Source organism: Salinibacterium sp. NK8237 (genome assembly GCF_015864955.1).
Classification (GTDB): domain Bacteria; phylum Actinomycetota; class Actinomycetes; order Actinomycetales; family Microbacteriaceae; genus Rhodoglobus.
Genome location: NZ_JADYWE010000001.1, coordinates 1093444 through 1113117, shown reverse-complemented (window position 1 = coordinate 1113117; position 19674 = coordinate 1093444). Strand labels below are relative to the sequence as shown.

Genomic DNA, 19674 nt, shown 5'->3' with positions numbered 1-19674 from the left:
GCGGTGACGACAGCGAGTGGTTTCCCGCTTTCTGCCGTTGTTGGTGCTGTTTTACCCGAGATGTGCACCGTGATCCCCACCGCTTTGTCCCGTTCGTCGTTCTCTGCTCTGCGATCCGGCTTTGCTGCTGTTGTCGCGTTGGCGCTGTTCGTGCCCGCTCTCGGGGTGGCGCTGCCCGCCAGTGCTGCTCCAGTAACGGTGACGACTGAAGCCGAATTGCAGTCGGCGATTGCAGCCGCGAATACTCAAGTAGGCGCAGACGTTATCAACATCGGCGCTGACATCCTCGACGTTGACGTTCTGCTCGATGTGGACGACGAACTCACGATCAACCTCAACGGGTACTCCGTGGGGAGCGTCCGTGTTCGGGCTGCGGCTGATCTCACCCTCGAGGGCCCAGGATCGTGGACAGCGGGCATTGACTATGGCGGCAACTCGGCCGACGAGCGCGACGGTGACCTTAATGCGGCACCCGGATTAGGTGTGCGCGAGGGCAGTACGCTCACGATTAGCGGCCTCACTGTTCATGCGTATGGAACCTTCTGCGACGCCGCCATTGGCGGCTGGAACACCTCAGCGGTGCTCGTGTGTGCATCGACCACCATTGTGGAACCGGGAAGCATTGTGATCGTTGGCAGCGACGTCTACGCCAGAGGAGGATCCTCTGCGTCGGGAATTGGAGGCGGGGCGTTCTCGCAAAGCTCCACCGTGTCGATCACCGGAAGTGTGGTTGAGGTTTCTGAAGGAATTGGAAGCCAGGATCGATTCGGCGAGACTGGCCCGAACGTGCTGACCGTACAGAACTCAACCCTCATCAATGCGGTCATCGAGCAGACAGCGGTATTTGACAGCGGCACCGTACGTTTTCAGGGGCGGTCAGAAATTCGACAGCCACTGCGCAATGAGGGGACTATCGAAGTTGATCCCGCGGGAACGCTGAGGGTCACCGCCGCCGTGACCAATAATGCGATCATTCGGCCATCGACTCTCGTCACGAACGTCGGCGACATGATCTCTGGCAATTCTTACCGGATCATTGCTGATGTGAACGCTCTGGCCCCCGCGGCGCCTGCAACCACAGTTCTCACCGCGTATGCGCCGACACTGGCCGCTGCCGGGGAAGAGTTTCCTGCTGTGAGCAACGGGCAACTCGTGGTCTCGGGATGGAACACTGCTCCTGATGGATCGGGGGTGACCGTCACGACCTCAACCGCCCTCTCAACGCTCGCTGACGCATCCGGAGATCTCGTTGTGTACGCACAGTGGGTTGACCCTGTTCTCACAATGGCCCCACTGCTCGCCGCGTTGACCGCAGGAGATTCGCGCAGTTTCACTCTGGATGCTTCGGGAACCGAGCAGACGGCAGCGGCGACTTTCGTTTCCTCCAACACGAGCGACGTGATCAGCGGGAACGTGATCACCGCTACCGAGGCGGGAACGCGCACGATCACGGCCCGATATGGCACCTTCGCTGTCTCAACTGAGCTGAGCGTTGAAGCGGCGGAGTTCGGCGCGCTCACCGTTACTCCTTCAGTAGCCGACGTTGATCAAGACGGTTCCGTCACCCTCACGATCGCTGGTTTCGACGCGTACGGAAACCCCGTTATGGTCGACGCTTCTGCAGCAGTGGTGACGAGCAGTGTTGCGACTGATGTTATCGACAGCCTCACTGTGACCTTCCCCCATGCCAGCCCCCACACGCTGACGGTGACGCTCGGGGCGATCTCCGGGTCGACGACGATTAATGTGATCCCTGCCGCGACCACTGCGGCTGCGGGGCTTGCTTACACGGGATCAGATGCGGGCGCAGCCGGACAGCTGATGTGGCTTGCGCTTGCGCTCGTGCTCGCCGGGCTCGCTCTGGTCGCAGCCCGAGTAGTTGCGGGTCGGGCCTAGCCCCGCCAGCTGTGCTGCGGCACCCAGCCGAGCAATCGCTCGGCCTTCGCGATCGACGTCAGCGAGGTGTTGACGCCAAGCTCGCCGCGAACCTCTACGCCAGGGAACACCTCAGCCACGAGCTCTGCATTCGGGCGTGACATGACGGTGTCGGCGGCGAAGATGTTGAAAACGTCATAGCCGGGGCGGGAGGTTTCCAGTGCCAGACGGATGGCGTTGGCGCCGTCGCGAGCATCGATGTAACCCCAGAGGTTCCAGGACCGCTGTCGGGCATCCGCATCGAAGCTCGGGAATTCGGCGTAGTCGGCAGGGTCCATCACGTTGGAGAAACGCAGCGCGGTGATGCTGAGAGACGGGTCCCAACGCACAAACTTTTGCGCCATCTCTTCCTCAAGATGCTTCACCATTGAGTAGGTCGATTCGGGGCGCGTCTCGTACTCTTCATCGAGCGGAATGTAGGGCGGGGGAGTCTCGAACGGCAACCCCAATACGGTCTCGCTCGAGGCGTACGCGATTGTCGTGATGCCGAGTCGCTTGCACGCCTGAAACACATTGAACGTGGCATTCATGTTGTTCTGAAAATACGCGGTTTCGCTTTTCGAATTTTTTGCCCGTATTGGGCGTCTGAAGTAGCTCGGCCGAAGGTTGAGGATTTCGTGAGGTCAGCTCCGTACCGATGATGTAGACCTCATGGGCCTTACCCCCTCTGGTACCGTCTCGATATGGTTCAAATCTCACGCATTGTGAACGAGCGCACTGTCGATGGCTGGCAGCTTGAGATGGCTCGTTTGAAGTTCAACCGCTTCGAGGAAGTGGCGATTCAAAACACCTTAGAAGCTTGCCGTCACCTACTCAAGCGACGCGACGTTCTCGATGCTATTCGAGATGAGATCCCTCCATCCGTAAATCCCAAATGGTCTGCGGGGCCGACGGACAAGCAACAGACTGAGCTATATCGGCAGACCGTGAGTTACTTCGACACGTATTATTCAACTCTCTCGCAGCTATCCGGCTTGGTTGCACGTTTCTCCGGAGTCTTCGGCAAAAACTTCTCAGATAACGGTCCATTTTTGAAATGGGTGACGGACAGATTCGAACTTCCCCAGCCGCTTCAGGAAGAACTTGAAAAGTCTCGGTTATTCAGAGCCATCCTGGCTCACCCTCAACAGTTTCCGCCCTACGACTGGGCGACGACAGCGTTTGATAGCTATCCGAATGTCCACATTGTTCTGTGGGGCCCGCTGGGTCGAGGCGCTAAGCCTGTTCCCGAGGGTGCCAGAACTGATCACCCTTTGGCCGTGAGATTTCCCGACTGGCAGTTTGATGCGCCGGATGAGGTAAGTGCGACTAACGTTCTTTTGACGCTTGGCGCACTCGTTTTTTCCGACATTTTATCGGCCCGAGCGTCGGCATCATCCTTCGCTAGTAATCTCACAGTCGAGCAGGCGAGGACGCGAATCATGTCTGCCGACTCTCCAATGAGCCCAGCAGACAGGCACACCAGAAGTTTGTTCGAAATTGCCGAGGCGGGGCCTGCTTCTGTCACGAAAGAGTGGAAGTAGGCGTTGCTTCTAGAACATCGCCCGCCAGCTGTGCTGCGGCACCCAGCCGAGCAATCGCTCGGCCTTCGCGATCGACGTCAGCGAGGTGTTGACGCCAAGCTCGCCGCGAACCTCTACGCCGGGGAACACCTCAGCCACGAGCTCTGTATTCGGGCGTGACATGACGGTGTCGGCGGCGAAGATGTTGAAAACGTCATAGCCGGGGCGGGAGGTTTCCAATGCTAGGCGGATGGCGTCGGCGCCGTCGCGAGCATCGATGTAACCCCAGAGGTTCCAGGACCGCTGTCGGGCATCCGCATCGAAGCTCGGGAATTCGGCGTAGTCGGCAGGGTCCATCACGTTGGAGAAACGCAGCGCGGTGATGCTGAGAGACGGGTCCCAACGCACAAACTTTTGCGCCATCTCTTCCTCAAGATGCTTCACCATTGAGTAGGTCGATTCGGGGCGCGTCTCGTATTCCTCATCGAGCGGAATGTAGGGCGGGGGAGTCTCGAACGGCAACCCCAATACGGTCTCGCTCGAGGCGTACGCGATTGTCGTGATGCCGAGCCGCTTGCACGCCTGAAACACGTTGAACGTGGCATTCATGTTGTTCTGAAAAGTGGCCACATCAGTCCAGAGCCCTGGCGCAGGGATCGCACCGAGGTGAGCGACAGCATCCACGCCGTCGTGGCGGTCGTTCACGCCGGCGAGAGCATCGACGACCTGGCCATAGTCGGTGAGGTCAACGTAGGTGAATTGGGTGCGGTCAGGGCCAGCCATATCGAGCACCGTCACCGTGTGACCAGCCGCACGCAAGCTTGCCACAGTCGCCCGCCCGAGCTTGCCGTTTCCACCGGTGACGGCGATACGAAGGGGAGTGGATGTCATAGCTAGCTCCTTTGCTTGGCACGATAGTGAATCGCTCTAGATGACCGGGAGCAATGCTAGCTCTGTGCATGCTGACGCGCCTACGCCGCGCCAAAAAACTCGTAGTCGGCCACGAGTTCCGCGAGTAACGCGGGTGGCAGCTCCGAGAATTGTGCTGCGCCACCGCTGCCACGCGGAGTGATTCGGCGAATGGTGAGCGCCCCGAGTTCGATTGGGATATTCGTTTCCGGCAAGCTGCTTCCCGAAAACGACAGCACGCCTTCCAACCCGACGGTATCGAACCGCTTCACGTATTCGAAGAAGCTCACGTCGTCGCCCGTCTCCCCACGGTTCCATTCCCTCGCTTTCGCTCGCGAGCGGAGTCGGAACGATTCACTCTCCGTCCCGTCGAGGTTGTCGCGCCGTGACTCCGTTCCGGTGATCGCAATCGGGGTTGCACCAAATTGGTCAAAGCCGAGCCCCAAGGGGGCTGCATTCGCGCGCCAGGCTTCAATCGCGGAGGTGTCGAGCGTCGTCGGGTGCGCAACGCTCACGCGGGCATCCGGGGTTACTTCGACAGGCGAGCCATCGACGGTTCGTAGGGTGCCGTCGAGATCAGGGCGAACTGTGATGCCATCGACGTGCCAGACCAACGCCGCAACGAGAACGCCCATGATCGGATGCTCGAGCAGCCGCTCGCGCCACTCAGCGCCAGTCCACTCTCGTCGCAGGCACATCGCGTCGTAAAGCCGGCGGCGTTGGGTAGTGACGACCGCCGTGAGCTCCTTCTTGTTGGTGGCCCAGTGGGTTTTCGCCGCCGCAGCAGATTCGTCAGCTTTGTGCGGGGCCGGAAGCGCTTTGATTAGTTCGCCCTCAGCAGTTTCGAGACTGAGTTTGAGAGAGGTGCCGAAGCGCGCCACAAACGAGCGAGGCCCATAGTCGAGTGCGAACGTACGTGAGCTGTCGAGACCGGCAGTCGGGATCATCCGATCAGCAAGCTCGTCTGTCGACCACCCGCGGGCCTCGGCAATCGCGTCGACAAGCTCGCCAGCCCGCTTTTGGATGCCGGCGGTGCGATACCGCCGTGCCGTCGCGACGAGGAGCTGGGTCGGTTCTGGATCGCCCGAGAGCGACAAGACCACGAGGAGTGCGTCGATCTGCGCCCGCTTCAAATGCTTTCGTCTCATGTACTGCCGCACGATTTCGGCAAGTTCGGCGCCCGGAACGTGGCTGCAGAGGGAGAGGATGCCACGGTGCGCGGTAGCGGTCGGCACCTTCTGTGACTCTCGGAGACGCATCCACTCGAAATGATCGAATACTCGGGAGTCGACGAGAGCGGGATCTGCGGGAGGTTCTTCTTCGATGATGTCGAAGAAGCGGAGAGTTTCACGGTCAATTTCGGGATCACGTAGCGCGAGCGCGCTGACGATGCGCGAGTAGCGTTGAGCCGCCGTGAACGCGCGCTCCATCGACTCGGCATCGTCTTTCGTGGCATCACGAGCAAGCCACGCGGTCAACACAAAGCGTCCGACTTCGATGGCGCTCGCCGCAGAGAGAGTGCCCATGTACGTCGGCAGCAGGCCCGCGCCCGCTGGGTCTTTCATTCTGAAGCTCAGAATCACCCACCAGCGCAGCACCTCGGCGGGTACTTCGTCGCCGCTGGCGTAGGTTGCGGCCGGGAGTTCGGCGAAAGGAAACCATTCGAGGCTTGTGGGCAGAGCTTTGGCGAGTCCCTTTGTTGCCTCGGCCTGCAGCATCGCGGGGTGCAGCTTGACGTCGATTTCGCTCCCGAGTCGTTCGAGGGTGGCAATAATCGTTGCTCGCACGGTGGGAGCCTTTTCACGGGACAGCTGTTGCGCGAGTGCATCGACCGCCCACTCGCCCCCGAGCGATTCGACCCAAAGCACTGCTGCTGCGCGAATCTTGGCGTTTCCCACCCGGAGTGATTCCTCGGCGATGCGCTGTGCCAGACCGTGTTTTTCGAGTACTCGTTGCGCGGCGGCACGATTGGACTTGGCCGTACCGATGGCAAGCTCAGTCACGACCGGGAGGTAGCGTGCGGCCAGCTGCGGAGACGCTTCGAGGATGGGGAGCACATCGGCGCGCAGGTCATTCGAGCCCCAGTGTCTATCAATCTCCCCGAATTCGATTCCGAGAATTACATCAAACTGGTGGGGGTTTTCGGCCATGAAACCGACGAGCTGCGCGGGCAGCAGTGTAGGGCTGGTGTCGAGATTGGTCAGAGCCGCCCTGAAGACCGCGTCGTGGGACTCGGCGGCCGTGAAGCCAACACGCATCATCATGTCGACGATCGACCGCGCGTCGACTTCCTGATCTGTATCGCTAGCTCCTCGCCCCCAATGCTCGACTCCTGATTGGCGCACCCAGTTGAAGGGCGTAAAGCCTGCGAGCTGGTAGCTCACCGCGCTCAGCGGCAACAGTAAACGCCGTTCAGAAAGATCACCACTGCCCGATAAGTAGTTGACGATTTCGGGGAGCGATTTTAGTGCCGCATCTGTCTCGGCGACGAAGTTTTCGAGCATCTTGACAGTGTTCGGATACGGATTGCCGGGGTACTTTTTGAGAAACGTGTCGCGCTTCTTTATCTCCGATTGAATACGGCGACTCTGTTGCGCGCGGTGTTCGATGAGCGCCGTGCGCATCGACTCGACGGCGTCGCCGTCGAGCGGATGCGCGGGCAGGGGCACCATCGGCGGCACCTCGATGTGCTCCGGTGCTCCGTTCAATTCGTAAATCGCGAGGCGTTGAATCGCCCGATCAATCTCTTCAGAGCCCTTCGTATTCCGCGCCAGGGCGCGCTCGAGCACGTCGATAGCCGCAGGAATATCGGGTACGTGTTCAATGGCGGAGATGACTTTCTCGCGGTGAGAAGCCTCCGACGAGTCGAGGAGCGGTTCAAGAGCGGCGAGCTGCTGAGAGACGGGCAGCCCCCGAAGAACGGCGAGTGCGGGCATCCGCACCTTTACGTCACCGTGCGTCGCGACGGTTGCGATCAGTTCTGCACACATTTCCGCGAGTGGGGGATGGGTTGATGCCAGCCGCACCACCTCAAAGATGGCTCCGTACCTAAAGTCCGGCAGCAGCTCGTCGAGAGCGAATGGGTTATCAACTAGATACTCGGCCATTCCGGGAATTGCGCCATGCATCGAGGGTCGATAGTCAATGCTGAAATCGATGGTGCCGATGAAAGTGGCGATGAGGGCTCGAGGGATTTCGCTGTAACTCAGCGATTCGTATCTCATGAGGGCGGCGATTCGCTCGATGGTGATCGTCGTCAACGGAATCGAGAAGCGGCGCACTCCCTGATGGAAACCGAACGCCAAGAGGGCATCATGCAGGAATGCCCACACTGAGCGGGGCATCAGCTCTGGCAAATAAAACGGCTCGCTCGGGGCCACGGCAAGGAGCCGACCCCACCGCACGAGGACTTCATTGTCGGCTCGGTCGATAGCCTCAAGGTTTTCGTAGAAACCACTGCGTTTCAGTGGCGCGGTGCTCGAGAAAGCGGCGCGATCTTTCTTGCGAAGTCGTTGCGGAAAACGCTTATCTGTGCCGTGGAAGACGTAGTCGAGGATGTCGTGACGAAGTACGGCGTCCAGATCTGCGAGACCGTCTGCGAGTAGCGAACGGGGGTCAGCTGATGTCATCTGGTTCCTCACCGGCGCGCGAACATGGGGTGAGTCAACCTCACAATGACAGGTTACGGGGCTGGATGCTGGGCCGCTGTCCCCACATAGGGGTGCGTTGAGCGCGACGTAGACAGCGTCGCGGCAGTATCCGCGGTGAGCGCCCTAGCCGCGCAGGGGGAACTCGGCGAGTTCCGTCTCCCACTCGGTGACAGCGCGCGTGAGGTCACTCGGCGCGATCGTGAGATCCATGAAGAATTCCCTGTCGGTCGTCACGCTTGGCGGTTGTGACTCAAGCCAGAGGAATGCGCGGAGCACGACGGCAGAGGGATCCCAACTCACGAGACCAAATCCGAGGTTCGGTTCGACGTGAGAAATGGTGGGCTGCAGCGCGCCCGCCCCGCTCAGCTCTAGCGGCTCAACAAGTCCGCGGGCGGCACGCAAAAGCCACGTGCCGAGACTGCGCGCTTCTTCCACAAGCAAGCAGGGCTCGAGAAAGTTCCATTCTTCGGTGCCGCAGCGCGCACGCCCGTCGATCAACAGCCAGTTGGCGTCGTAGGGATCGACCCGTACATCCTCAAACTGATAAGCCATGGGCTCGATGCTGAGATAGTTCGTTCCGCCAGCGTCCCATAACTCCATGATGAGGAGCCTAATCGCGGCACTCTCCGGGATGCGGAAAACAACCGCAAGCCGGAGAGGAACCGCAACCAGCTACTTCGAAGGCGAAGAAAAATGTGGGCCCGCCGGGACTCGAACCCGGGACCCGCGGATTAAAAGTCCGATGCTCTACCAACTGAGCTACAAGCCCTACACGTTAAGCGTACCGTGAACTTATGGCAGATAACTTCCATAAGCCCACTCAATACTCTGGAGATAAGTTTGACACATTCGAAGGCGGTCAAGATCCAGCCCAAATAATGCGCGCGGCCCATGACACGGCCCATGCACTCATCGATGGTGCCCGCAATTCGGATGACCCTGCCGTGGTCGACCGCATCGTCGCGTACACCGACAAGCACGGCATCGATGCGCTCGCGGAACTCTGGTCGCGATCGAGCGCCAGCAGCCTTCCGGGCGCACTCTGGCGCATCTATCTGCTGCGTGCTGTCATCCAGCAGGATGCGGTGGGCACAAGCCTTCTCTTCCAGCGGGGTATCGAGATTCTTCCCACTATCGATGCCGCTGTGACCGGTGCCGTGAATCCGACCGGGCCTCACGAGATCAAGGAGCTTGCGGACCAGATTTTGCGCGGGCTCTTCCACGGCGACTTTGGGGTCGCCCTCGATCGGGCGGCATCCTTCAGTCGCATCTTGGCGTCGGGCGCGACGAGCGTTGCGGATGATCAGGAGCTCCTCAATCCCGAGCGTGCGAGTGAGCTCACCACTCGAGCGGCTCGCTACTCGCTCACGGCTCAAGAGTTCACGGCCTGCGCAAAACTATTCCGCGCAGGCTCACTCGACTAACGCATCCGGGCGCATCGAGCCCGAAAGCCAATGGGCGCGGTCCGAAGCGAGCGACTGTGCACTATTCGCTCTGGTGGATCTTCGCCAGCCGCTTCGCTCGAGCCGCGCCTGATACCTGCACGGTGACGACAACGATCAGCGCGAGGATGAACACGGCCGAAGCGAGAACGTTCGCTTCAGCAGGGATTCCTCGCGCTGCCGATACCCAGATGTACTTGGGGAAGGTCGACACCGCGCCCGAGTTGAAGTTGGTGATGATGAAGTCGTCGAATGACAGCGCGAACGACAGCAGGGCTGCGGCGAGAATCCCGGGGAGTAACAGCGGGAACGTGATGCGCAGGAACACCTGAAGCGCTGAGCCGTAGAGGTCGCGGCCGGCTTCTTCGAGCGCCGGATCCAAGCTGGCAACGCGGGCCTTCACGGCGACGACCACAAAGCTGATGCAGAACATCGTGTGGGCCAAAATGATGGTCAGCATGTCCTTCGGAACACCGATCGACAGGAACTGGGCAGCAAGTCCGGCACCCAATACAACTTCCGGGGTGGCCATGGGGAGGAACAGGAACAGGCTCAGCTGCGAGCGGAACTTGAACCGATAGCGCACCATCGCTATGGCGATCATGGTGCCCAGGGTGGTCGCCAGCACTGTTGCTACGACACCGATGAAGATGCTGTTACCGAAGGCCTCGCACACGGCGCCGTTTTGCACGTTGCAGACGTTGAGCCACTTGTCGAAAGTGAATCCGCGCCAGGTGATGTTCGACTTGAGCGAATCGTTGAAGCTATAGACGAAGGTGTAGCCAATCGGAATCATGAGGATCAGCAGCGCGAGGGCGCTGTACGCGGGCAATACCCATTTGCTGATGGAGTGTTTCACAGCAGGTCCTCCGTTCCCGACTTTTTCACGTAGATGCTCACCATCACGAGAATTGCCGACATCAGAATGATGGAGAGAGCTGCTCCCGCCGGAAAGTTTTGCAGCACGAGAAAGTTCGCCTCGATCACATTGCCCATCATTTGGGTTCCGGTGCCACCGAGAAACTCTCGGCTCGCATTGATGTAGTCACCCGCGGCAGGAATGAACGTGAGCAGGGTTCCTGCCACGATGCCCGGCATGGATAGCGGGATGGTTACCTTGCGGAAAACGTGGAACGGGCTGGCATAAAGGTCGCTGCCGGCTTCGAGGTAGCGCACGTCGAGCCGTTCCAGAGTCGTGTACAACGGCAACGTCATGAACGGGATGAAGTTGTAGGTGAGCCCGAAGATTACCGAGAAGGCGGTTCCCGTGACGTGGGCATCCGGGGCAAGCAACGACATTGCTTTGAGCGAGGTCACCAGGAACGATTCATCCGAGAAGATCTGCTTCCACGCCAGCGTGCGCAGCAGAAAGCTGATGAAGAACGGCGCGACGACCATCACTAGGGCGAGGCTCTGCAGCAGTGGCCAACGACGGGCTTTGACTCCGATGAAATACGCCAGCGGGTAACTAATGATCAGAGCAAAGAACGTGGCCGTGATCGCGTAGCCGAATGAGCGAAGGATGTGGGGCCAGTACGCGCTGATGACGTCTGTGTAGTTTTCCCAACGGAACGCGTAACTGAACTCGCCAATGTCTCCGAACTCTGCCGGCACTTTGAACGACGTCAGCAGCAGCGACACCAGGGGAGCGAGAAAGAAGAGAACGAGGTACAGGATGCCGGGCAGGAGTAACAGGAGCGCCACCGGGCTCTTCTTCTTGATGCTGTCAGAAGAAGACGGAGCAGCTGTCGTAGAGAAAGCCGCGAAAGCCATCGCTACGCACCCTCGAGGTGGCGCTGCGCGGCAATCGAGCGAGTGTCGAAGTCAGCCTCGAACCGCGGAGCATCCGCAGGATCGTCGTCAAGGCCGAAACCGTGGCCGACGCCCCAACTGACCCAGACTTCGTCTCCGAACTTGACGTCAGAGCCGAAGGTCATGTTTTGCGCGAACACAATGAGCGTGTCGGCGCCAGGAACCTCAACCAAATACTGGGTGCTCACACCGCTGAACGAGACATCCGTGACGCGGCCGGGGCCCATCACGTTGACATCAGCGTCATGTGCGGGCTTTGTGGAGTGCAAGGTCAGCTTCTCGGGGCGCACGCCGATCGTGATTTCGCCCGTTGTGCGATGGGCTCGGGTGGTGGGGACCACAATCTTGTGACCCGCGACATCCACTGCCACACCCGCGCTTGTCGTGCTGACAACCGGGCCGGTGAACAGATTGGACTGGCCAAGGAAGTTCGCCACAAACGACGTTCTCGGCAATTCGTAGAGCTCTTGGGGGGCGCCCATCTGCTCGATGCGGCCCTTGTTCATTACGGCGATCGTGTCGGCCATAGTCATGGCCTCTTCTTGATCGTGGGTCACGTGCAGGAACGTAAGGCCGACATCCTCTTGGATGGTCTTGAGCTCAAGCTGCATCTGGCGACGCAACTTGAGGTCGAGTGCTCCTAGCGGTTCATCGAGCAGAAGCAGTGCTGGCCGATTGACGATGGCACGTGCCAGAGCAACGCGCTGCTGCTGCCCTCCGGAGAGCTGCTGAGGTCGCCGGCTAGCGAGATGGTCAAGCTCGACCAGACGCAGCACTTCGTGCGCTTTGCCTAAGGGATCGGCCATCTTGCGGCGGCGCAATCCGAAAGCAACGTTTTCAAGCACGGTCATGTGCGGGAATAGCGCGTAGCTCTGAAACACCGTGTTGACGGGGCGCTGGAACGACTTCTGGTTGGTCACGTCAGTTCCGCCGAGCAGGATTCGCCCGGCCGTCGGAGCCTCAAGGCCAGCGACTAGTCGCAACGTTGTGGTCTTGCCGCACCCCGATGGGCCGAGCAATGCAAAAAATGACCCTGCGGGGATCGTGAGATTGAGTTCTTCAATCGCGGTGAAGCCGGGAAAGCGTTTATGGATTCCCACCAACTCGAGGTCGGCACCACTCTCCGCAAAAGTGTCTGTCGTCATTAAGCTGCCCCGAGCACGACGCTCTGGAAAGCAGTGTTGTACTTCTGCTCTTCAGAGCTGTCGAGCTCACGGAACACGAATGCTTTCGACAGCATCTCGTCATCGGGGAAAATCAGTTTGTTGTCGGCGAGTTCAGGATCGATGGCAGCGGCGGCCTCTTGGGCTCCACTGACCGGGGTGATGTAGTTCACGTAGGCGGCTACCTCGGCAGCGACCTCGGGGTCGTAGTAGTAGTTGATCATCTCTTCCACGTTCGACTTCGCTCCACTGCCAATCGGCACCATGAAGTTGTCGTTCCACAGAGTTCCGCCATCGTCGGGAACGATGAACTCCCACTTGTCTCCGTTTTCGGCATTGAGCTGCACGATGTCGCCCGACCACACAATTGCAGCCACGGTATCGCCGTTGACGAGGTCCTCTTTGTACGAGTTGCCTTTGATATTGCGAATCTGGCCATCGGCGACTTGCTTCGAGAACTCGTCGATCGCTGCGTTGAACTCGTCGTCGCCCCAGTCTCCAGCGATATCGACGCCCTGGGCGAGCATGATGAGGCCCATGGTGTCGCGCATTTCCGAGAGCACACCGACGCGTCCCTTGAGCTCGGCTTTCCAGAGATCCTCAACGGATTCGATTCCGCCGGGCAGCAGTTCCTTATTCCAGCAAATGCCTGCGAAGCCGCCCTGCCACGGGATGCTCAACTCGCGACCCGGGTCAAAGTCGACGTTTTGCAGCGACGGCAACAGGTTGTCTACGTTCGGCATCTTGCTGCGATCAAGCTTCTGGGCGTAGCCAAAGCGGATGAGGCGAGTGGCCATCCAGTCGGTAAGGCAGACCACGTCTGCTCCGATGTCTTGACCGAGCGAGAGCTGGTCTTTGACCTTGGCGTAGTAGGTGTTGTTGTCGTCAACCGCTTCGGTGTATTCGACCGTGATGCCGGTCTGAGCTTCGAAGGCGTCGATCGTGGGGTAGTTGCCCGCGTCATCCACGTCGACATAGAGCGCCCAGTTATCCCAACGGATGAGCTTGTCGGTGGCGCTGGTGTCTGGGGCTGCGGTTAATTCATCGGGGCCGGTCGAGCAAGCGGAGAGCGCGAGCCCTGTCGCACCTGCAGCGGCGCCGGTCAGCAACGCACGTCGATTCATAGTGGCGCTCTGGGCCTTGCGGACCAACTCGCGGATGATCGGATCAGCAGGTAAGGGCTTGGACTTCATTGCAAGTACTCCTAGCATTCGTGATGTGCACCGGATGCCCCGCTGCGCTGTAGGGCTGACTGATATTTGCACATATGAGCAGGAAAATCATTAAAAAATGTCGGAAACATCGGCATTGCAATATATTTGTCACGAAATCCGCACAAATTGGAAACAAACGCCCTCTGCTCACAAGCGCGCGTTCGGAGCGTGCACACAGGGAGCCCTTTGCTACACTTTTCTTCGCCGGGCCACAGTAACCCCGGGCTCCAAAATTAGCCGCTTAGAGCGGCCCTGCGTCGTGAGGCGTTCTCTGTGGCTCGGCTTTTCTTCTGTGCGGGCACAATGCGGCACGACCGCACTGCACCGCAAGGCAACACCACGGTTTCTGAATGCCGACCAATCCCTTCACGCGAGGGCACCGAATTACCCACCAGTGAAAGCAACTGACACACTCCAGTGTCGGCCCGCATCCACTGACTGAAGATTCGCTGCTGAACCCGAAAACTGCGATGAAGGAGCACAGGAACCTGTCATGCTTGTCCTTATGTCTCGTGAAGCTGATGTCGGCGTAACGCCCGAAGAACCCGGCGTGCCCGCCACAAGCCCGCAAGACCTACTCGAGCGTGTCGCCACTGGTGATCAAGCCGCATTTAGCGCGCTGTATGACCAGATGGCCCCCCGAGTTTTTGGACTCGTCAAGAGGCTCCTGCGTGACCATTCGCAGTCCGAAGAAGTGACGCAAGAAATCTTCTTAGAGATCTGGCAAACCGCAACCCGTTTCGACTCGAACCGGGGCGCCGCGGTCAGCTGGATTCTCACCATGGCTCACCGCCGAACTGTTGACCGTGTACGTGCATCACAGTCGTCTCGCGACCGTGACGTACGCATCGGCATCCGTGATCACAACCCGGACTACGATCACGTTTCAGAAACCATAGAAGTCCGACTCGAACACGAAAGGGTAGAGAAGGCCATGTCCCGACTGACTGAACTCCAGCGCCAAGCTGTTTCCCTTGCGTATTACGGCGGCTATAGCCACAGTGAGGTGGCGAGCATGCTCAAGGTTCCTGTCGGCACTGTCAAAACCCGACTACGTGATGGAATGATTCGCTTACGCGACGAAATGGGGGTGGCATCATGAACGACCGCAACGACGACTTCGCCGCCCAATCTGGCGCCTACGCCCTCAACGCGCTAAGCCCAGAAGAGCGCGAAGCCTTCGAGAAGCACCTGGCCTCGTCCAGCGAAACTCGCACCGAAACCACTGAACTCCTTGACACGGCAGTAGCACTCGGCCTGGCCGTTGACCCGGTTACGCCGCCGCCAGCGCTTAAGAACAACCTCATGGCGCTGATTGCGCAGACTCCGCAGTTGCCGCGTGAAGCCAACGTTGTTGCAACCAGCAACGACGCCGGCACTGCGGATGTCGCATCCGCCCCGTCTGCCCCGGTCACGTCTCTGGCGCCTCAGGTTTCGCTCGCGGCCGCCGACTCGGCCGAGCAGTCAAGCACCGCGCCTGCTGCCCCGGCAACTCGCGCTCAGACCAAGGCTCAGGCTCGCTGGTTTACGCGTCCGGCAACGGCGCTCGCGGCGGTAGCTGCTGCGGTTGCGCTCATTGTTGCGGGTGGGGTGGTGGCGGATTCGATCGGTCGCTCGAACATTGAGCAGTCCACTTTTGCGTCGCAGCAGGCCGACCAGCTTGCCTCGATCAATGCGGCGAGTGATTCGCAGCGACTGGTTTCTACTGTTGCTGGAGGAGCTACGGCTACTTTCGTGTGGTCGGGTGAGCTTGCAGCATCCGCGGTCATCGTTGATGGTCTTGAAGCGTTGCCGGCTGATCAGGTGTATGAACTGTGGTACATCGATGAGGCTGGTGCGCGACCGGCTGGCCTCATGGACGCCGCCGACGATGGCCCAACTTGGCGTGTCTTGGATGGCGAAATGGGCGTAGGCGATGTCGTCGGTGTCACGATCGAACCCAAGGGTGGCTCGGATGCGCCAACCACTGATCCCATCGTGGTCTTCGAGAGCGCGTAAACTGGTGGCGAGCGGCTAACAGCACGCTCGCCTATACGGCACACTCACGCACGCTGAGGAGCGATCATGATCGGCAGGGGAACCCAAGTTCTCCGGGCGCTGATTGTCGCTGCCTTCTCGGTTTTTGTCGCCGCCGCCGCCCACGTTTTTGGCGGTGGCAGCACGCCAAGCTGGGTTGCTCTCGTGCTTGCCCTCACCTTCGCGGCGCTCATCAGCATTCCGCTCGTCGGAAAGCGGATGTCGCTCCCGCGCGTTGCTGTGGCGGTTACGATCGCTCAAACGTTCTTCCACACCGTCTTTGCGGTTATCGGCAATCCGGGCAATGTCGTGGCGCAGTCCAGCGGACACCACGACCTCGCGTTCACGGTCGTCGCGGGTTCGATTAATCACGGCGCCCACGGTGCGGGGGCGATGACCGCAGGCCACATCGTTGCCGGCATCATCACGATTGTGGCGTTGCGCCAGGGCGTCACCGCGCTCAGTTCGATTGTCGCGAGTGCTGGCCGCCACCTTCGTCGCTTGTTCTCGCCTCAGGTTGTTCCCGTTGTCATCCGTCGCACGGTTGTTGCTAGCGCCGTCTGCCGTGAAGAGCTCACCGCAACGCTTGAGTTGTTGCGTTCTGTTGTGAGCCGCAGAGGGCCACCGACCGTCAGCGCGGTCTTCTCCTAACCCTCTCTGCAGTGTGGTGGCTTTGTGCCGCCCCTGTGCGGTTGCGCGTGCCCGCCCACCTTGGGCACCGCGCGCTTCCGCGATAACAACGGAAAGCTGACAACTCAGATGACGTTTGTGCGTACATGTGCGCGCGTAGTCGGGGGAGTGGCTCTTGCTGCTCTGCTCGTATTCGCGCTGCCTCAGACGGCTTTTGCTCATGACCAAATCATTGGGCAAGCTCCGAATGAGAACGAAGTGCTTGAGGTTGCCCCGAGCGAGATCACTCTCGAATTTACGGGCGAGCTCATGGACATCACGCAACTTGCCATGGTGGTGGATGCCGACGGCACCGACTGGGTCAGTGGACCCATGCAGGTGACAGATCGCACCGCCATCCAGCCTCTGCTGCCTGACCTGCCGGAGGGCAGTTATCAGGTGCGGTGGCGTGTGGTGTCGAGCGATGGCCACCCGATTTCGGGCAGTTTCGAATTCGCGGTTGGTCAGGAGACGCCGGGGGCAACTTTCGGCTTGGAAGAAGAAACCCCTGAGCAGCCCGACACCGCAGCATCACCATCAGACAACTCGACAACGAGCATGAGTCCGCTCGTTGTCACCAGCCTCATCGGTGCCGGTAGCGGCATCGTCCTTTTTGCCGGAGTCATCGCAGCGCGATGGTTCTGGATTAGACGAAAGAAGTAATACAGAAATGATCCGCACCAACAAGACCTTCAGCCTCATCGCCGTTCTCGCGGCAGGGGCACTTGCTCTCTCCGGATGCTCGACCACAGCATCCACCGACAGCGACGACACCATGGAGTCGACCGCCGCTACCCTCACGACGTCTGACACGTGGGTCAAGGCAATCGACAGCGGCATGACCGCCGCGTTCGGCATGGTTGAAAACCCCACCGATCACGACATCACGATCGTGTCGGCGACCACGAGTGCCTCAGACATGACGGAACTCCACGAGACGCTGGAGAACGAATCGGGTGACATGGTCATGCAGCCGATCGAGGGTGGCTTTACAATTCCGGCGGGCGGAATGCTCATGCTTGAGCCCGGCGGAAACCACATCATGATCATGGGCGTTACTGACCCGATTCTTGCGGGAGATGACGTCACTGTCACCCTCACGCTCGATGATGGCAGCACGCTCGAGTTCACGGCTCCGGCCAAGGACTACTCCGGCGCCAACGAGAACTACGAGGGCGACGACGAGATGGACATGGACCACGGCGACATGGACCACGATGACATGGAGATGGACGAATAATTGTCTGAACCAGTAGAGCCTGACACTTCGCGTCGGCTCTCGCGGCGGCACCTCCTCTGGGGCGGTGCCGCTGCGGCGGGTGTCGGCGCGGCAACAGCAGCCGGAGTGAGCATCGTTCGTGGCACTTCGGGTTCGGTCGCGCCGACGAGCTCGGGTGATGCCACGACTGCGGGTTTCACTCCGCAGGAGGCCTTCGAAGGTGCTGTGCCGTTCTACGGCACCCACCAGGCTGGCATCGAGACGCCAGCCCAGTCCAACGCCGTCTTTATCGCGCTCGATCTGCGCGACGATATCGACGCTTCTGGGTTGCGTCGCCTCATGGGCGTCTTGACGGATGACGCAGCTCGCCTCACGGCGGGGCAGCCCGCGTTGGCCGACTCCGAGCCTGAGCTCGCCGTCATCCCGGCGCAGCTCACGGTCACCTTCGGGTTCGGACCTCGCGTCGTCGAGCTGGCAGGCAAAGCAGCGCCCGCGTGGCTCGGCCCACTTCCGGCGTTCGGCATCGACCAGCTCGATCCCGCCTATTGCGATGGCGATCTCCTGATCCAGATCGGCGCTAACGACCCTCTGACGGTCACGCACACCGCGCGCATGCTGCTCAAGGATGCTCGGAGCTTCGCTCTACCGCGGTGGTCGCAGAGCGGCTTCCGTCGCGCTGCAGGAGCCGAGAATCCCGCCGCCACTATGCGCAATCTCTTCGGTCAGCTCGATGGCACTGGCAATCCTTCGCCCGGCACCACCGAGTTCAGCGAGGCGGTCTGGAGCACAGACGTTCCGTCGTGGATGGAGGGTGGCACGAGCTTCGTGTTGCGCCGTATCGCCATGGATCTCGATGGCTGGGACAAGATCGACCGCCTCGGCCGCGAGGAGACCATCGGTCGCACCCTCGACACCGGAGCGCCCCTCACCGGCACCGTTGAGGGCGACGAACCCGACTTGGAGGCGAAAGACAGATTGGGTTTCCCAGTCATCCCCGCCTTCGCCCATGTTCGTCGGGCGAAAGAAAACGAGGCGGCAAACAAGATGTTCCGTCGCGGCTACAACTACGACGACACGGTGCTCACGGGCGCCGAGAGCGTCTCCAACTCTGGGCTGCTCTTCGCGGCATTCCAAGCGGATGTCGATAAGCAGTTTGTTCCCGTGCAGAAGGCCCTCGACACGCTTGACCTGCTCAACACGTGGACCACACCCATCGGGTCAGCGGTCTTTGCTATTCCGCCCGGCTGCCAGGAGGGCGGCTACACCGGAGACACCCTCTTCTAGAGCGTGCGAGCAGACAACAGAACAGCCCCCGGCCAGATGGCGCGGGGGCTGTTCTGTTGTGCTCAGGCGGCTCGTTAGCCGAACTTGCCCGAGACGTAGTCTTCAGTCGACTGGATGCTGGGGTTCGAGAAGATCGTTGTGGTGTCGTCGTATTCGATGAGCTTGCCCGGCTGACCGGTGCCCGCAATATTGAAGAAGGCGGTGCGGTCGGAGACGCGCGATGCCTGCTGCATGTTGTGGGTCACGATCACGATCGTGTACTCCTGCTTGAGCTCCTCGATGAGGTCTTCGATGGCGAGGGTGGAGATGGGGTCGAGGGCCGAGCACGGCTCATCCATCAGCACGACGTCAGGCTTGACGGCAATGGCGCGGGCGATGCAGAGTCGCTGCTGCTGTCCACCGGAGAGGCCCGATCCTGGCTTCTCGAGACGATCCTTGACTTCTTGCCACAGGTTTGCGCCCACGAGGGAGGCCTCAACGAGGTCGTCTGCGTCGTTCTTGGTGATGCGGCTGTTGTTGAGCTTCACGCCGGCGAGCACGTTGTCACGGATCGACATCGTGGGGAACGGGTTCGGTCGCTGGAATACCATTCCCACTTGGCGGCGAACGCTCACGGGGTCAACGCCTGGGGCGTAGAGGTTGTTGCCGTCGATCAGTACTTCACCCTCAACGTAGGCGCCGGGGATGACCTCGTGCATGCGGTTGAGCGTGCGGAGGAACGTCGATTTTCCACAACCGGATGGGCCGATGAAGGCGGTTACGGTGCGGGGCTCAATAGTGAGCGAGACATCCTCTACAGCGCGAAACTTGCTGTAGTAGACGTTGAGGTCATTAACTTCGATGCGCTTAGACACGAATA

17 protein-coding genes, 1 tRNA gene and 1 pseudogene are annotated in these 19674 nt (G+C 60.2%); 9 read left to right on the top strand and 10 right to left on the bottom strand.

Annotated features, from left to right (window positions below):
- The first annotated feature begins 69 nt into the window (after positions 1-69).
- A complete protein-coding gene (locus I6E56_RS05385; RefSeq protein WP_197136552.1) occupies positions 70-1896 on the top strand; it encodes a hypothetical protein in 1827 nt (608 codons plus the stop codon).
- Here the strand turns inward: I6E56_RS05385 and I6E56_RS05380 are convergent.
- A pseudogene (locus I6E56_RS05380) lies at positions 1893-2492 on the bottom strand (NAD-dependent epimerase/dehydratase family protein); the annotation flags it as partial. The gene I6E56_RS05385 and the pseudogene I6E56_RS05380 sit on opposite strands and share 4 nt — an antisense overlap.
- A gap of 126 nt (positions 2493-2618) precedes the next feature.
- On the opposite strand from I6E56_RS05380, the gene I6E56_RS05375 reads away from it, so the two are divergent.
- Positions 2619-3458, top strand: coding sequence for a hypothetical protein (locus I6E56_RS05375; RefSeq protein ID WP_197136550.1), 840 nt, complete (start codon positions 2619-2621; stop codon positions 3456-3458).
- 9 nt (positions 3459-3467) lie between these two features.
- Here I6E56_RS05375 and I6E56_RS05370 read toward each other — a convergent pair whose 3' ends face one another.
- From I6E56_RS05370 to I6E56_RS05355, 4 genes are all read right to left on the bottom strand, one after another.
- Positions 3468-4328: an NAD(P)-dependent oxidoreductase gene (locus I6E56_RS05370; protein WP_197136549.1), complete on the bottom strand. Its 861-nt coding sequence runs from the start codon at positions 4326-4328 to the stop codon at positions 3468-3470.
- An 80-nt stretch (positions 4329-4408) separates the two neighbouring features.
- A complete protein-coding gene (locus I6E56_RS05365; RefSeq protein ID WP_197136547.1) occupies positions 4409-7975 on the bottom strand; it encodes a DUF4132 domain-containing protein in 3567 nt (1188 codons plus the stop codon).
- Between the two features lie 144 nt (positions 7976-8119).
- The gene (locus I6E56_RS05360; RefSeq protein ID WP_197136545.1) at positions 8120-8596 is read right to left on the bottom strand and encodes a hypothetical protein; all 477 of its coding nucleotides are present in this window, start codon (positions 8594-8596) and stop codon (positions 8120-8122) included.
- A gap of 96 nt (positions 8597-8692) precedes the next feature.
- Positions 8693-8765 (bottom strand) — tRNA-Lys (locus I6E56_RS05355).
- 25 nt (positions 8766-8790) lie between these two features.
- On the opposite strand from I6E56_RS05355, the gene I6E56_RS05350 reads away from it, so the two are divergent.
- A complete protein-coding gene (locus I6E56_RS05350; RefSeq protein WP_197136543.1) occupies positions 8791-9420 on the top strand; it encodes a DNA-directed RNA polymerase subunit beta in 630 nt (209 codons plus the stop codon).
- 61 nt (positions 9421-9481) lie between these two features.
- On the opposite strand, the gene I6E56_RS05345 is transcribed toward I6E56_RS05350, so the two are convergent.
- The 4 genes from I6E56_RS05345 to I6E56_RS05330 are packed head-to-tail and all read right to left on the bottom strand — an operon-like array spanning position 9482 to position 13606.
- The gene (locus I6E56_RS05345; protein ID WP_197136541.1) at positions 9482-10297 is read right to left on the bottom strand and encodes an ABC transporter permease; all 816 of its coding nucleotides are present in this window, start codon (positions 10295-10297) and stop codon (positions 9482-9484) included.
- Positions 10294-11211 (bottom strand): ABC transporter permease, encoded by a 918-nt coding sequence (locus I6E56_RS05340; protein ID WP_197136540.1) that lies wholly within the window; start codon positions 11209-11211, stop codon positions 10294-10296. The genes I6E56_RS05345 and I6E56_RS05340 overlap by 4 nt, the downstream gene beginning before the upstream one ends.
- 2 nt (positions 11212-11213) lie before the next feature.
- On the bottom strand, positions 11214-12395 hold the full coding sequence (locus tag I6E56_RS05335; protein ID WP_197136537.1) for an ABC transporter ATP-binding protein: 1182 nt from the start codon (positions 12393-12395) through the stop codon (positions 11214-11216).
- Positions 12395-13606: a PotD/PotF family extracellular solute-binding protein gene (locus I6E56_RS05330; protein WP_197136536.1), complete on the bottom strand. Its 1212-nt coding sequence runs from the start codon at positions 13604-13606 to the stop codon at positions 12395-12397. The genes I6E56_RS05335 and I6E56_RS05330 overlap by 1 nt, the downstream gene beginning before the upstream one ends.
- Before the next feature lie 514 nt (positions 13607-14120).
- Here I6E56_RS05330 and I6E56_RS05325 point away from each other — a divergent pair.
- From I6E56_RS05325 to I6E56_RS05300, 6 genes are all read left to right on the top strand, one after another.
- On the top strand, positions 14121-14729 hold the full coding sequence (locus I6E56_RS05325) for a sigma-70 family RNA polymerase sigma factor (protein WP_197136534.1): 609 nt from the start codon (positions 14121-14123) through the stop codon (positions 14727-14729).
- Complete coding sequence (locus I6E56_RS05320) at positions 14726-15625, top strand: anti-sigma factor domain-containing protein (RefSeq protein ID WP_197136532.1); 900 nt, start codon at positions 14726-14728, stop codon at positions 15623-15625. Before I6E56_RS05325 ends, I6E56_RS05320 begins: the two co-directional genes overlap by 4 nt.
- A gap of 66 nt (positions 15626-15691) precedes the next feature.
- Positions 15692-16294, top strand: a complete 603-nt coding sequence (locus tag I6E56_RS05315) for a hypothetical protein (protein WP_197136530.1) — start codon at positions 15692-15694, stop codon at positions 16292-16294.
- A 117-nt stretch (positions 16295-16411) separates the two neighbouring features.
- Positions 16412-16975: a copper resistance CopC family protein gene (locus I6E56_RS05310; RefSeq protein ID WP_197136528.1), complete on the top strand. Its 564-nt coding sequence runs from the start codon at positions 16412-16414 to the stop codon at positions 16973-16975.
- A 7-nt stretch (positions 16976-16982) separates the two neighbouring features.
- Positions 16983-17552 carry a copper chaperone PCu(A)C gene (locus I6E56_RS05305; RefSeq protein WP_197136526.1) on the top strand — a complete coding sequence of 190 codons (570 nt, stop codon included), beginning with the start codon at positions 16983-16985 and terminating at the stop codon, positions 17550-17552.
- Positions 17553-18815, top strand: a complete 1263-nt coding sequence (locus I6E56_RS05300) for a Dyp-type peroxidase (protein ID WP_197136524.1) — start codon at positions 17553-17555, stop codon at positions 18813-18815.
- Between the two features lie 74 nt (positions 18816-18889).
- Here I6E56_RS05300 and pstB read toward each other — a convergent pair whose 3' ends face one another.
- Positions 18890-19669 carry a phosphate ABC transporter ATP-binding protein PstB gene (gene pstB / locus I6E56_RS05295; RefSeq protein ID WP_197136521.1) on the bottom strand — a complete coding sequence of 260 codons (780 nt, stop codon included), beginning with the start codon at positions 19667-19669 and terminating at the stop codon, positions 18890-18892.
- Positions 19670-19674 lie beyond the last annotated feature (5 nt).